The following is a 15111-nucleotide window of genomic DNA, read 5'->3' as shown; positions in this document are numbered from 1 at the left end:
TTAATGAAGAATAAAACAAATTATGAATATTTATTGTCAGATTTAAGTTCTTTAAAAGGTGTAGGAACTAAAACAAAAAATTTATTAAAGAAGAAAAATATTAATAATTTATTCGATTTACTATGGAAACTACCAAAATCTTATACAGATAGAAGCTTGTCATCAAAAATAAAAGATTTAAAAATTGGTGAAATACAAACCGTAACTATAATTCCACAAAAGTATAACTTCCCACGTATAAGGAAATTGCCTAACAGAGTTTTGTGTACTGATGAGACAGGTGAAATAGATTGTGTTTTTTTTAATAGTTATGAAGGATATATTAAAAAAATACTTCCATTAGGAAAAGAAATTACTGTTAGTGGTAAAATAGGTCATTTTAGGAATAAATACCAAATTACAAATCCAAAATATGTTTCTGAAGATTCTTCTTTAATCAAGCAAACTCATAATAAATACTCGTTAACCGAAGGTATTTCTGAAAAAATATATAATAAAATTTTAAATCAAATAATCAATAATTTACCAGTTTTTAATGAATGGCACTCTAAAAGTATTTTATCTAAATTTAAAAATATAAGTTGGAATAGCTCAATTAAAGAACTTCACAAACCTGAAAATATTGGAAATTATAAATCAAATTTTTATCAAAGACTTGCTTTTGATGAAATATTTTCAACATTTCTAGTTAATTCAGAAATAAGAAAAAAAATAAAAAGAATTAAGAAAAAAAATAAAATAATTAATGTAAATAAACAAAATTCTTTAATCGATAAATTAGATTTTTCTCTTACCGATGATCAACAAAAATCACTTGACGAAATAAATAAAGACTTGAGTTCACCAAATAAAATGTTTAGACTTTTACAAGGAGACGTTGGGAGTGGAAAAACGATAGTGTCTCTTTTAGCAGCAATTAATACTATAAACTCTGGTTTCCAGGTTGCTTTTATGGCTCCTACGGAAATTCTAGCAAGACAACATTTTAATCTAGCAAAAAAATTATTTCATAAAAATATAAATATAGCTCTTATTTCTGGAAAATCAGAATACAAGGTAAAAAAAGAAATACTTCAAAGATTAGAAAATAATAAAATTGATATTATTTTTGGTACACACGCTATTTTTCAAAAAAAAGTAATTTTCAAAAAATTAGGATTAATAATTATAGATGAACAACATAAGTTTGGAGTGAATCAAAGAAAAAAATTGTCGGACAAAGGCGGATCAAATTGTGACGTATTATTAATGACAGCAACACCTATACCTAGAACTCTAACAATGACAATTTATGGTGATATGGATATTTCAATAATTAGAGAAAAACCTAAAAATAGAAAACCAATTAAAACATATAGTAAATTAGAGGTTAAAATTGAAGATGTTTTAAAATTTATAAGAAAAGAAATTAACTTAGGAAATCAAATTTTTTGGGTTTGTCCATTAATTGAAGAATCCAAAAAATTAGATCACTCATCAGCTGTAAAAAAGTATGAATATTTAGAAAGCAAGTTTCCAAATCAAGTTTGTTTGCTTCATGGAAAAACTGATGTAGATGAAAAAAATCAAATACTAAACAATTTTTTAAATAATAAATTTAAGATTTTGGTTTCCACAACGATTATTGAAGTTGGGATAGATTTTCCAAATGCAAATACAATTATAATTGAAAATGCTAACAAATTTGGTTTGTCTCAACTTCATCAATTAAGAGGTAGAGTTGGCCGTGGAGATAAAGATTCTACATGCATATTAATGTTTAAATCAAATCTAAGCGAAAACGCAAAAAAAAGAATAAAAATTTTAAAAGACACTAATGATGGTTTCTTAATATCTGAAGAAGATATGAAATTACGAGGGTTTGGGGATATCTTAGGATTTAAACAAAGTGGTGTAAAAAATTTTAAGTTAGCAGATCCAATTCAGAATAGTGATCTTTTTTTATTGGCTGAAAAAGAAATGAGAAGAATAGAAAAATCAAATGAAGATATAAGTAAATTCAAACCTTTGATAAAACTGTACGATAGAGCTGATATAATTAATGATATTGCTTAAGTTTTTTTAGTAGAGGTTCCTGCTGAAACTATAAATTTAGATGCTTCCTCAAAAGACATATTTAAATATATAACATCTTCTATTGGAAACATTAGTAAAAAACCACTAGTAGGATTTGGAGTTGTTGGCACAAAAACATTAATTAAATTCTTACCAGTTTTTTGAGCCATCTCGCCTTTATTTTCTTTTGTAGCAAAACCAACTGCCCAAACTCCTTTTCTTGGATATTCAATTAAAACTACACTTCTTTTACCATCATCTTTTTTAGAAAAAGTTTCAGTCATTTGAACAATTGCAGAATAAACTGTTCTTAAAAATGGAATTCTTTTGAACAAATCATCTATTAATTTAAGAATTCTTCTTCCAAAAAATGACAATGAAAGTCCACCCACAATAGTTATAAGTAAAATTGAAATAACAATTTCAACACCAGGTATATTGAAAGGTAAATAGCTGTTAGGATTTATATTTTTTGGTATTAAATTTGAGGAGATACCAATTAAAATTTTTGTAAGATATAATGTAAAACCAATTGGTATTAAAACAACTACTCCAGTAATAAAGTAATTTCTCAAGGTTAATGAAAAAGATTTTTTTGACCCTTTTTTCGACATATTTTCAATTAACTATAACTAGCATAGACAACAAAAACAATTGCAATGATAAATAATACAATTAAAATTTTGTTATTAAGATTCATGTTAAATTATTATTATCAATTTTAGTTACTTATGGATAGAAGAAAATTTTTGACTTATGTGGGCTGCGGTTGTGGCAGTTTTCTTTTGCACTCTTGCACTACTGCACCAATAACTGACAGAAAACAATTAAAAATTATACCTGAGGCAAAATTAAATGCTCAAGCTGCAGAAATTTACGAAAAAGTTAAACAAAAAGAAAAGATGAGTGATGACACAAAAACCTTGAATGAGATTAAAGAAATTGGAAAAAGAATGGAAGATTCGATCAGTGAATATTTTTTTAGAGCAAATTTAAATGATCCAACGGCAAATTTTGATTGGGAATATATTTTAATTGATAATAAAAAAGTTAGAAATGCATGGTGTATGCCTGGTGGTAAAATCGCTGTTTATACAGGCATACTTGATGTAACAAAAAATAAAAATGGTTTAGCAGCAATAATGGGTCATGAGGTTGCTCATGCTGTAGCAAAACATTCTGTTGAAAGAGCAAGTAGAGGTGTTTTATTAAATACTGGAGCAAGAATTATAGATATCGCAAGTGGTGGTGTATTATCTGATATAAATAGAACTACCGGAATGGATACAGTTGGATTATTAGCTCAACTAGGAATAATGAATCCTTTTAACAGAAAGCAAGAGAGTGAAGCTGATTATCTTGGTATGATTTTCTCTTCTTTATCTGGTTATGATATTAGAGAAACAGTAAAAATCTGGGAAAGAATGAAAGAAGCAAATAAAGGTAAAGAACCACCAGAATTTATGAGTACCCATCCTTCTTCTGATACACGAATTAAACAATTAAATGAATGGATGAACGAGGTAATATTGGATTATCCACCAATAAATTTGACCTAAATCAAAATTAATGGTGAGCCGTGATGGACTCGAACCATCGACCCATTCCTTAAAAGGGAATTGCTCTACCAACTGAGCTAACGGCCCACAAAATTGATTCATTTTTTTTAAAATGAATAATGTGTGTATACAGATAAATTTTTATTTTTCAATTCGTTGAATTTAAAAGTTTTGATCAATTAAGGTTGTTAAATTAAGGAATTTGATATGATTATTCATACAAAATGGCACAGTTAAACTATCTACAACTTATCAATGTATTTATTATGAAAATCATCAAATGTACCAGAATTAATATTTTTTCTAATCTCAGACATTAATTCTTGATAAAAATTAATATTATGAAGCGTCAATAACATTGAAGCTAATATTTCATTAGTATTAAATAAATGATTTAAGTAATTTTTTGAATATTTGTTTAAGTTAAGATTTTCACAACTAGGATCAAGTGGAGTATTATCATTTTGATACTTATTATTTTTAATATTTACCCTTCCATCCCATGTAAATGCTAAACCTGTTCTTCCTGATCTGGTAGGTAACACACAATCAAACATATCTATACCTCTTTTAACAGCACCTAAAATATCTGATGGTGTTCCAACACCCATTAAATAGTGAGGTTTTTCTATAGGTAAATATTCTTTTATATTATCTAAAACATTAAACATTTCATTTTGTGTCTCTCCAACTGCTAATCCTCCAATAGCATAACCATCAAAACCAATTTTAACTAACTCTTCAAGTGATTTGAGTCTTAAATCTTTAAATAGACCTCCTTGAACAATTCCAAATAAAGCTTTATGAGGATTGCTCCCAAAAGCTACTTTAGATCTTTCGGCCCAATAAAGTGAAAGATTCATAGATTTTTGAATAACGTCATAATCATTAGTTTTTTTTGGACACTCGTCCATAATCATTACTATGTCTGAATTTAATCCTAACTGTATTCTGATGCTCTCCTCAGGACTTAAATAAAATTTCTTACCGTCAACATGAGAGTTAAATATTGCACCCTTCTCCCTATCAATTTTATTTAATTTTGAAAGAGACATTACTTGAAAACCGCCAGAGTCAGTTAAGATAGGTAAATCACAATTCATAAAATTATGAAGTCCACCAGCAGACTCTATTCTTTCAACACCTGGTCGTATCATTAAATGATAAGTATTTGAAAGTATTATTTCTGAACCTGTTTTTTTAATATCGTCTATTGTGCAAGCTTTTACAGTTGCCTGAGTTCCTACAGGCATAAAAGCTGGAGTTTGTATATTACCACGATGCGTCTCAATTAAACCACACCTAGCAAATTTGTCTTTTTTTAAAACGTTAAAGGCAAATTTTTTTAATGCCATTAAAAAATTTATTGAGATTTAAAACTAATAATCTTATCTGGATCAGTTACAGCACCATTATTGTTTTGATCACCTCTTTTTATTTTATCAACAAATTCCATTCCCTCTATCACTTTTCCAAAAACTGTATATTGACGATCTAAAAAAGGAGCTGGCTGAAAACAAATAAAAAATTGACTATTTGCACTATTTGGATCTTGAGATCTAGCCATTGATAAAGTTCCTCTATCATGTGGTAGACTATTGAATTCTTGCTCTAAGTCAGGAAAATCTGATCCACCCATTCCAGCTCTTCTAAGATCAAAATCTTTTGATTCTGAATTTCCAAATTTAACATCCCCTGTTTGAGCCATAAATCCATCTATAACTCTGTGGAAAACAACGTTATCGTATTTACCACTATTTGCTAATTCCTTAATTCTTTTAACATGATTTGGCGCAACATCTTCAAACAATTCAATTTTAACGTCACCATCTTTTAATTTTAATATCATTATATTCTCCTCAGCTATTGATTGATTGGTAATTAAAAAAAACAAAACAAGTATTTTAATAAAAATTTTATTCATATTTCTCTTTTAAAGATTTAATTGTACTTTTTGTAGTAAATTTTTTTATATCACCTTTTAATTTAACTATCTCCTTAACAAATCTTGATGAGATTATTTGATTTTCTACATCAGACATTAAAAAAATTGTTTCTATGTTTTGGTTCAATTTTCTATTCATACCAGCTAACTGAAATTCATATTCAAAATCAGATACAGCTCTTAATCCTCTTAGAATAATGTTTGATTTATATTTTTTACATAAATCAGTGGTTAAAGAGCCAAATGATACTACTTTTATTTTTTTTCTATTTAATTTTAGATCTTTAAATAAGGCTTTATTTACTATTTCTATTCTTTCCTCAGAACTAAATAAATAATTTTTGTTACTTTCGTCTGAAACACCTACTACTATTTTATCAAACAATTTTAATGATTTTTTTATTACATCTATATGTCCAAAAGTGATTGGATCAAATGTTCCAGGATAAATTGCAATTTTACTCATTAAATTAAATTATCATCAATTTTAATAGCTGAAACAACTTTTTCTTCTCCTGATAACTTAATTATTCTAACTCCTTGAGTATTTCTACCCGCTGTTCTAATTTCTTTAACAGCAACTCTTATAACTCTACCTTTATTGGTAGATATTAAAATTTCATCACCTTCAAAAACAGGAAAGGATGAGGTAATATTTCCATTTCTTGGTGAATTTACTATTCCTATGATACCTTTTCCACCTCTGTTAGTAACTCTGTAATCTGTATGTGAGGTTTTCTTACCATAACCATTCTCACTTATTGATAAAACAAATTTTTCTCTTGCTTTTAATTCAGATTTTTCATCTTTTGATTTTTTTCCATTTTTATTAATTTTATTATTATCGATAACTGATAAAGATACAATTTGATCATTAGGTGCTAACTCTATACCTTTAATTCCTTTAGAAGATCTACCTTTAAAAACTCTTAGTTTCTTAGCTTCAAATCTAATACATTTCCCAAATTTTGTGCTTAAAATTACATCTTGATCATCTTTACAAATTTTTACACCGACAATTTTATCATTATTATCTAATTTCATCGCAATTTTTCCAGATGCATTAATCGATGAAAAATCCTCTAAACTATTTTTTCTTACTTTGCCTTGAGCAGTAGCAAAAATTATTTGATAATTTTTTAGGTCTGTCTCCTCTTCTGGCATTGGCATAATTGAGCTTATTGCTTGGTGACTCTTTAAAGGTAAAATATTAAATAAAGACTTACCTTTAGATGACGATGAACCTTCTGGGATTTTCCATGCTTTGATCTTGTAAACTAAACCCTCGGTAGAAAAGAAGAGTACTGAAGTATGAGTATTTACGGATAATGTTTGAACTACAGAGTCTTGATCTCTAGTTGTTATGCCTGATTTTCCCTTACCACCTCTTTTTTGTTTTTTTACTCCATCTAAAGAACCTCTTTTTATGTATCCTTGTAAGGTAACTGTAATTATTACTGATTGTTTTTGGATTGTTTCTTCAATATCGTAATTTAAAACAGCATCTATAATTTTAGTTCTTCTTGGTATAGCAAATTTCTCTTTAATATTTTTTAACTCTTCACTGATTACTTTTAAAAGTTCTTTTTTTGATGAAATAATCTTTTTATATTTAGTGATTAGTTCAGCTAATTTTTTAATTTCAACTTCGATTTCATTTATCCCTAATGCAGTTAATTTTTGAAGTCTTAATTCTAAAATAGCTAAAACTTGTGGTTCAGATAAAGAATATAGGTTTTTACCTTTTTTTCCCTCAACTAAAGAAATTAATTTTTGAGATTTGTTTATTTTCCATTTAGTTTTTAAAATTGATATTTTAGCATCATCGGGTGTTTTAGATGATCGAATAATTTTTATTATTTTATCTAAATTTTCAACTGAGACAGATAATCCAATTAATATATGAGCACGTTCCTCAGCTTTTTGAAGATCAAATTTAGTTTTCTTAATAACCACATCTTCTCTAAAAGTTAAAAAATTAGATAAAAAATCTTTTAGTGTGCAAGTTTGAGGTTTTCCTTCAACAATCGCTAAAGTATTAAATCCAAAAGAACTTTCAATTTGAGTATTTTTATATAATTGTCTTTTTATGGTTTCTGGTTCTACACCGTTTCTTAAATCTATTGCTACTCTAATACCTTCTCTGTTCGACTCGTCTCTAATATCTCTTATTCCTTCAATCTTTTTTTCTCTTACTAATTGAGCAATCCTTTCGTTTAAAACGGATTTGTTAACTTGATAAGGTATAGAAGTTATTACAAGTCTTTCACGTCCGTTTTTTTGTTGCTCAATTGAAATTTCACCCCTTATCTTAAAGGACCCTCTACCATTGTTATATCCTTGTTTAATTATATCTTTACCTATAATTACACCACCTGTTGGAAAATCTGGACCGGGTATATGTTTCATTAATTCTTTAATTTTAATATCTTTGTTATCTATTAAGGCTAAGGTGCCATCTATAATTTCACCTAAATTATGTGGAGGTATACTTGTTGCCATACCAACAGCGATACCGCCAGCTCCATTTACTAATAAATTTGGAAACTGTGCTGGTAAAACACTAGGTTCTTTCTCAGTTTCATCATAATTGCTTTTGAAAGTAATTGTATTTTTTTCAATATCATCGATTAAATATTGAGAAACTTTTGACAAGCGAGTTTCCGTATATCTCATTGCTGCAGCTGGATCACCATCAATAGAACCAAAATTTCCTTGGCCTTGAATTAACGGTAAACTCATGGAGAAATCCTGTACCATTCTTACTAAAGCATCATAAACAGATTGATCACCATGCGGGTGATATTTACCAATAACATCTCCAACTATTCTTGCAGATTTTCTAAATTGTTTAGACCAATCATATCCGCCTTTGTACATTGCATATAAAATTCTTCTATGAACTGGTTTTAATCCATCTCTAACATCAGGAAGAGCACGACTTACAATTACGCTCATTGCATAAGAAAGATATGATGAGCTCATCTCATCATGCATTGAGATTAATTTTATATTTTTATCTTTAAACTCTTCAGTATTTTTCATAGAAACTAAAATGGAATTTCATCGTCCATATCTGACACTTGTGAAGAATCCTCAATATTATTTTGTTGAGTTGTGTCATTTTGAATTCCACCACCAGAATTTCCTCCTCCCAACATTGTTAGTGAAGAATTATATCCTTGTATGACTATTTCTGTTGAGTATTTGTCTTGTCCCGATTGTTCATCTTTCCATTTTCTTGTCGTAAGTTGTCCTTCAACATAAACTTGAGCACCTTTTTTTAAATATTGTTGAACAACATTTACTAAACCTTCGTTAAATACAACTACACGGTGCCACTCTGTTTTCTCTTTTCTTTCACCTGTGTTTTTGTCTTTCCAAGATTGACTTGTTGCAAGGCTTAATCTGGCAACACTTTTACCATTTACCATTTGCTTAATTTCAGGATCTGCGCCCAAACGACCAATTAATAATACTTTATTTAAACTTCCAGCCATAATATTTAATATTTGTTAAATTAGTTAATTAGAATTATATCACAATTCTTCTGAATATTAATTTTATTAACTCAAAGCAACTAAAATTATGATGAAAAAGATAGTTATTAAGGGCGCTAAAGAACATAATTTGAAGAATGTTACTGTAGAGATTCCAAAAGACAAATTTGTGGTCATAACGGGTCTATCAGGATCAGGAAAATCATCTTTAGCTTTTGATACTATCTACGCAGAAGGTCAAAGAAGGTATGTAGAGAGTTTATCTGCCTATGCACGTCAATTTTTAGATAAAATGAAAAAACCAAATGTTGATTTAATTGAAGGATTAAGTCCAGCTATTGCAATAGAACAAAAAAATACATCAAAAAATCCAAGATCTACTGTTGCAACTGTAACAGAGATTTATGATTACATGAGGGTGTTATATGCAAGAGCAGGAATCCCCTACTCACCATTTACAGGTAAACCAATAACCTCTCAAACAATTACACAGATAGTAGATTTGGTTAAAAAATTACCAAAAAAATCAACAATTTATATTTACGCTCCAGTAGTAAGAGGTCGTAAGGGTGAATATAAAAAAGACATTTTAAGTTACAAAAGAAGAGGTTTTAGAAAAATTAAAATTGATAATGTTTTATATGATATAGAAAAATCACCCAATCTAGATAAAAAACTTAAACACGATATTTCAGTCTTAGTCGATAGAATAGTTTTAAATTCAAAACTTGGTAATAGGTTGGCTGAAAGTATTGAAACAGCTGTAAATTTAGCAAACGGTTTAGTATTTGTTGAATATGAAGATGAGACGCTTCCTCAAAAATTTAGAAAAATTGAAAAATTAATTTACTCTACCAAATTTGCTTGCCCTGAGAGTGGCTTTACAATTGAGGAAATTGAGCCAAGACTTTTTTCATTTAACAGCCCCTATGGAGCTTGTGAAGAGTGTGAAGGAATTGGAATGAAATTAAATGTTGATCCAAATTTAGTTGTTCCTGATGAAAGAAAAAGTTTAGCAGATGGAGCAATTGAACCATGGTCAAAATCAACCACATTATATTACGCTCAAACCTTAGCATCTTTAGCAAAACATTATGGTTTTTCTTTAGATGAAAAATGGAAAAAATTACCCAAAAAAATCAAAGATATTATTCTTTATGGTTCTGATGAAGATGAAATCAAATTTAATTATGATGATGGTTACGAGAAATATTCTTATAAAAAAACTTTTGAAGGTGTAATTAATAATCTTGAAAGGAGATTTTTAGAATCTGATAGTGAATGGAAAAGAGAAGCTATTGCTGAATATCAATCTGATACAGCATGTGAAGCGTGTAATGGTGACAGATTAAAAGAAGAGGCATTATGTGTTAAAATCAATGATCTTAATATTAGTGAAGTAACAAAAAAATCTATTTTAGATGCAGCAGAATGGTTTAAAAATTTAGAAAATAATCTTGATAAAAGACAATTCAAAATTGCTGAACATGTTTTAAAAGAAATAAATGAAAGATTAAATTTTCTTTTAAACGTTGGTTTAGATTATTTAACATTATCTAGAGAATCTGGAACATTATCAGGTGGTGAAGCGCAAAGAATAAGATTAGCTTCACAAATCGGATCTGGTTTAACAGGTGTTTTATATGTTTTGGATGAACCGTCAATTGGATTACATCAAAAAGATAATGTTAAGCTTATTAATGCTTTAAAAAGATTGCGAGATCTTGGCAATACAGTCATTGTTGTTGAGCATGATACCGAGACAATGGAAAATGCAGATCATATTATTGATCTTGGTCCTGAAGCCGGAAGTAATGGTGGTGAGATAACAGCGCAAGGATCATATGAAGAAATTAAAAAAGATAAAAATAGTATTACTGGACAGTATCTTGCTAATAAAAAAACAATTGAAATTCCAAAATCACGACGTTTAGCTAAAAATGGAAGATTTGTAGAGATCAATGGTGCAAGTGGAAATAATTTAAATAATGTAAATCTTAAAATTCCAACTGGTACTTTTACCTGTGTTACTGGTGTATCGGGTAGTGGTAAGTCTACTTTAATATTACAAACACTCTTTCATGCTTTAAATTTAACTTTAAATAATAAAGCAAGAAAAGCACCTAAATCATTTAAAGGTTATAAGGGTGTAGAATTGATAGATAAAATAATTGATATTGATCAATCTCCTATTGGTAGAACGCCAAGATCAAATCCAGCAACATATACAGGTGCCTTTGGGCCTATTAGAGATTGGTTTACAAGCCTGCCAGAGTCCAAAACAAGAGGGTATAAACCAGGAAGATTTTCTTTCAATGTTAAAGGAGGTAGATGTGAAGCTTGTGAGGGTGATGGTGTAATCACATATGAAATGCATTTCTTACCCGATGTTTATATACAGTGCGATGAATGCAAGGGTACCAGGTACAATAGAGAAACTTTAGAAATTAAATTTAAAGGAAAAAGTATTGCTGATGTTTTAGATATGTCAGTTGATGAAGGATGTGAGTATTTTGAGAATATATCTAATATAAAAACAAAACTATTAACTCTTAAAAAAGTTGGATTGGGTTATATAAAAATCGGTCAGCAAGCAACTACGCTATCTGGAGGTGAAGCACAACGAATTAAGCTCGCAAAAGAACTATCAAAAAGATCAACAGGAAGAACAATGTATATATTGGATGAACCAACTACAGGTTTACATCAACATGATATTAAAAAACTTTTAGAAATACTTCATACATTTGTAAAACTTGGGAATACAGTAGTTGTCATTGAACATAATCTAGATGTTATTAAAACAGCCGACTACATTGTAGATATGGGACCTGAAGGTGGTGTAAAGGGTGGTAATATTGTCGCCGAAGGAAAACCTGAAGAAGTATGTAAAGTTAAGGAAAGTTATACTGGTCAATTTTTAAAACCTCTTTTAGCTTAAATTTAACAACTTAAAAATATTCAAAAATTAGTGTATAGTTATTGAGAATCATGAGCAGTTTATTGTCATCGTTATCAAAAACAGTCCACGCATCACTTGCGTTAGCAATTATTTTGTTTTTAGGATTATTTTATTTAAACGACGGAATTACTTTTGATACACTATTCTGGAGCTGGTTATTTAGATACATACATGTAATTGTTGCAATTATGTGGATTGGATTACTTTGGTATTTCAATTTTGTTCAAATTCCAAATATGGGAAAAATTCCAGATGAACAAAAACCAGCTATTGGTAAAGTAATAGCACCAGCTGCATTATTTTACTTTAGGTGGGCTGCTGCATTAACTGTTCTTTCAGGTTTAATTCTTGCTCTTCTTAATGGATATCTTCATGATGCAATGACTTTAAGCATTGGTTCAGGTGTTCCAAAACATACTGCAATTGGAATTGGAATGTGGTTAGGAATTATAATGGCATTTAATGTGTGGTTCGTAATTTGGCCAAATCAAAAAAGGGCTTTAGGAATAGTTGAGAGTGATCCAGATACAAAAGCTAAATCAGCTAAAACTGCAATGCTATTCTCAAGAACAAATACTTTGTTATCTTTACCTATGCTACTTTCAATGGTAGCTGCACAAAATATATTTTAATTTATTTTTGATCGTCTTCTCTAAGAACAGTTTTTTGTGAAACTCTTAGTCTAACTAAAACAGTGTTGGCAATATAAATAGAAGAATAAGTTCCAAAAACAACACCAAGTATCATTGCTAATGAAAATCCTTTTAATATTTCTCCACCAAAAAAATAAATTGCTAATAAGGCAAGTAAAGTAGTTGCAGATGTAATTATAGTTCTTGATAAAGTTTCATTGATTGAAATATTAGTTAATTCAAAAATTTTTATATCTGAATATTTTCTTAAATTTTCCCGCACACGGTCAAAAATAACTACTGTATCATTCATTGAATATCCAACTATTGTTAACACCGCAGCTATAATTGATAAATTAATTTCTAAACTAAATAGAGAAAAAACTCCTAGAGTTACAATTACGTCATGGAACAAAGCTAAAATTGCACCTAGGCTAAACTGCCATTCAAATCTAATCCAAATGTAAATCAGCATTAATGCTAAAGACAAAGATATTGCTATAACTCCTGATTTTAATAATTCGGCACTAACTTTTGGACCAACATTTTCAACTCTTCTAAAATCATAATTGTTTCCAAATGATTTATCCAAATTAACTTTAATTTCTTCAATGATGTTCTTATTATTGTCTTTATTCTCAAATTTTACTAAAAAATCAGTATCATTTCCAAATTTTTTGACTGAAACATCTCCTAAATCCATTTGATTAAATCTATCTCTTAATGAACTTACATTTATTTTAGAATCTGAAGCTCTTAATTCAATTAAAGTACCACCTTTAAAATCTATACCAAAATTAAGCCCTTTAAATATTAACAGTAGTAATGAAACAACAATTAAAACTGATGAAAGTAAATTAAAGTGATTATAAAATTTATTAAAAGCAATCATTAGATTAATTTTTCCTTATCTTTATTTCTTGATACATAAATACTAGTAAACAATCTTGCTATGAAATAGACTGAAAATAATGTTGTAAATATTCCAACTCCTAAGGTTACAGCAAAACCTTTCACTGGACCTGAACCCATGAAAAACAAAATAATTGCTGCTAATAATGTGGTAATATTGGCATCTAAAATTGCTGTTCTTGACTTTGTATAACCACCATCAAAAGCCAAAATATTATTAGTCTCATCTTTTAGCTCTTCTTTAATCCTCTCAAAAATCAAAACATTTGCATCAACAGCCATACCTACTGTTAGAATAATACCTGCAATACCAGGCAATGTTAAAGTAGCCTCAAATAAAGTTAAAACACCTAAAAGAATAAACAAATTAATTATTAGTGTTACATTGGTAATTAATCCGAAAATTTTATATTTTACGAACATAAAAATTATGACCAACATAAAACCTATTGCCAAAGCAATCATTCCTGCATTAATTGAGTCTTGTCCAAGATCAGGTCCAACCGTTCTTTCTTCAATTATTTCTAATGGTGCTGGCAATGCTCCTGATCTTAATAATAAAGCTAGATCAGTTGCTGTTTGAAAAGTAAAGCCACCACTTATCTGACCAGATCCACTTGCAATAGTGTCTCTTACTACAGGTGCACTAATAATTTTACCATCTAAAACAATTGCTAATTGCTTTCCAATACCGGTTGATGTCGCCTTACCAAACCTTTTTGCACCTACTCTATCTAAAGTAAATGAAACAATTGTTTGGTTAGCTTGAGTGTCCATTTTTGGTTGAGCATCAAGTAAGTTTTCACCACTGATTATAATTCTTTTACTAACTGTGGCTTCTTCTAGGCCATTTTCAAATTTTAACTTCTCAACTCCAAAACGATCATTTTCATCATTTGTTACAAAACGAAAAGTAAGGTTTGCAGTTTTCCCAAGTAATGATTTTATTCTCATTGGATCATCTAATCCAGGAAGCTCTACTAAAATTCTGTTATTTCCTCTTTTAAGTATGTTGGGTTCATTAGTTCCAACCTCATCTACCCTCCTTCTAACAATTTCTATAGCTTGATCTTGAGAAGAAGTTTTAAGTTTAATTAAGCCTTGTCTTGAAAAATTAACTTTAAAATTTAACCCTGTATCCTCAATTTCTAACTGATGTGATTTAAATCTTGGGTAATAAGGGTTAAGATCACTATTTTCGTCCTGAAAAACATCTAAGACAGATTGCTTATCATTATTTGTTACATTAAAAAAAATGTTCTGATTATCTATTTTAATATTATTGATTTTAATATTTTTTTCTTTGAAATAATTTCTAATTGTTGTTGTTAGGTTTTGTAATTTTTGTTCAATTACAGGTTCGTTATCAATTTCAAGTAATAGATATGATCCACCTTGAAGGTCTAATCCTAGATTAATTTTTTTATCAAAAAAATCATCATCAAATTTAAAAAGATTTGATGAAGCAATTAAAATAAATAAAACTGAAAAAAGAGTTATAAATAAAATTCTTAACTTAGAGAAATAAAGCACTTAACTAAAAATA

Annotated in this window: 12 protein-coding genes and 1 tRNA gene; 4 read left to right on the top strand and 9 right to left on the bottom strand. The window is 28.9% G+C overall.

Annotated features, from left to right (window positions below):
- Nucleotides 1-3 precede the first annotated feature (3 nt).
- On the top strand, nt 4-2055 hold the full coding sequence (gene recG / locus AMN88_RS02650; RefSeq protein ID WP_075536294.1) for an ATP-dependent DNA helicase RecG: 2052 nt from the start codon (nt 4-6) through the stop codon (nt 2053-2055).
- Here recG and AMN88_RS02645 read toward each other — a convergent pair.
- Complete coding sequence (locus AMN88_RS02645) at nt 2052-2669, bottom strand: DUF502 domain-containing protein (RefSeq protein ID WP_075536293.1); 618 nt, start codon at nt 2667-2669, stop codon at nt 2052-2054. The genes recG and AMN88_RS02645 overlap by 4 nt on opposite strands.
- A 117-nt stretch (nt 2670-2786) precedes the next feature.
- Between AMN88_RS02645 and AMN88_RS02640 the strand changes: the two genes are divergently transcribed.
- Nucleotides 2787-3614 (top strand): M48 family metallopeptidase, encoded by an 828-nt coding sequence (locus AMN88_RS02640; protein WP_075536292.1) that lies wholly within the window; start codon nt 2787-2789, stop codon nt 3612-3614.
- Nucleotides 3615-3625: 11 nt separating this feature from the next.
- Here AMN88_RS02640 and AMN88_RS02635 read toward each other — a convergent pair.
- The 6 genes from AMN88_RS02635 to ssb all read right to left on the bottom strand — a co-directional run bounded on the left by AMN88_RS02635 (nt 3626) and on the right by ssb (nt 9059).
- Nucleotides 3626-3701 (bottom strand) — tRNA-Lys (locus AMN88_RS02635).
- Between the two features lie 155 nt (nt 3702-3856).
- On the bottom strand, nt 3857-4969 hold the full coding sequence (tgt, locus tag AMN88_RS02630) for a tRNA guanosine(34) transglycosylase Tgt (protein WP_075536291.1): 1113 nt from the start codon (nt 4967-4969) through the stop codon (nt 3857-3859).
- 8 nt (nt 4970-4977) lie between these two features.
- The gene (locus AMN88_RS02625) at nt 4978-5538 is read right to left on the bottom strand and encodes a peptidylprolyl isomerase (RefSeq protein ID WP_075536290.1); all 561 of its coding nucleotides are present in this window, start codon (nt 5536-5538) and stop codon (nt 4978-4980) included.
- The gene (coaD, locus tag AMN88_RS02620) at nt 5531-6025 is read right to left on the bottom strand and encodes a pantetheine-phosphate adenylyltransferase (RefSeq protein WP_072090582.1); all 495 of its coding nucleotides are present in this window, start codon (nt 6023-6025) and stop codon (nt 5531-5533) included. The genes AMN88_RS02625 and coaD overlap by 8 nt, the downstream gene beginning before the upstream one ends.
- Nucleotides 6025-8604 carry a DNA gyrase subunit A gene (gene gyrA, locus AMN88_RS02615; protein ID WP_075536289.1) on the bottom strand — a complete coding sequence of 860 codons (2580 nt, stop codon included), beginning with the start codon at nt 8602-8604 and terminating at the stop codon, nt 6025-6027. Before gyrA ends, coaD begins: the two co-directional genes overlap by 1 nt.
- Nucleotides 8605-8609: 5 nt before the next feature.
- Nucleotides 8610-9059 carry a single-stranded DNA-binding protein gene (gene ssb / locus AMN88_RS02610; RefSeq protein ID WP_075536288.1) on the bottom strand — a complete coding sequence of 150 codons (450 nt, stop codon included), beginning with the start codon at nt 9057-9059 and terminating at the stop codon, nt 8610-8612.
- 88 nt (nt 9060-9147) lie between these two features.
- On the opposite strand from ssb, the gene uvrA reads away from it, so the two are divergent.
- Together uvrA and AMN88_RS02600 are read left to right on the top strand one after the other, a co-directional pair.
- Nucleotides 9148-12000, top strand: coding sequence for an excinuclease ABC subunit UvrA (gene uvrA / locus AMN88_RS02605; protein WP_075536287.1), 2853 nt, complete (start codon nt 9148-9150; stop codon nt 11998-12000).
- 50 nt (nt 12001-12050) lie between these two features.
- Entirely contained in the window at nt 12051-12653 is a 603-nt protein-coding gene (locus AMN88_RS02600) for a urate hydroxylase PuuD (RefSeq protein ID WP_075536286.1), read from the top strand.
- A gap of 1 nt (nt 12654) precedes the next feature.
- Here the strand turns inward: AMN88_RS02600 and secF are convergent, their stop codons facing one another.
- A complete protein-coding gene (gene secF, locus AMN88_RS02595; protein WP_075536285.1) occupies nt 12655-13545 on the bottom strand; it encodes a protein translocase subunit SecF in 891 nt (296 codons plus the stop codon).
- The gene (gene secD, locus AMN88_RS02590) at nt 13545-15098 is read right to left on the bottom strand and encodes a protein translocase subunit SecD (protein ID WP_075536284.1); all 1554 of its coding nucleotides are present in this window, start codon (nt 15096-15098) and stop codon (nt 13545-13547) included. Before secD ends, secF begins: the two co-directional genes overlap by 1 nt.
- Nucleotides 15099-15111: the final 13 nt, after the last annotated feature.

The sequence above is a fragment of the Candidatus Pelagibacter communis genome (assembly GCF_001180165.1).
GTDB classification, from domain to species: domain Bacteria; phylum Pseudomonadota; class Alphaproteobacteria; order Pelagibacterales; family Pelagibacteraceae; genus Pelagibacter; species Pelagibacter ubique_P.
The sequence above is the reverse complement of the archived record's forward strand: the minus strand, read 5'-3'. Positions and strand labels throughout refer to the sequence as shown.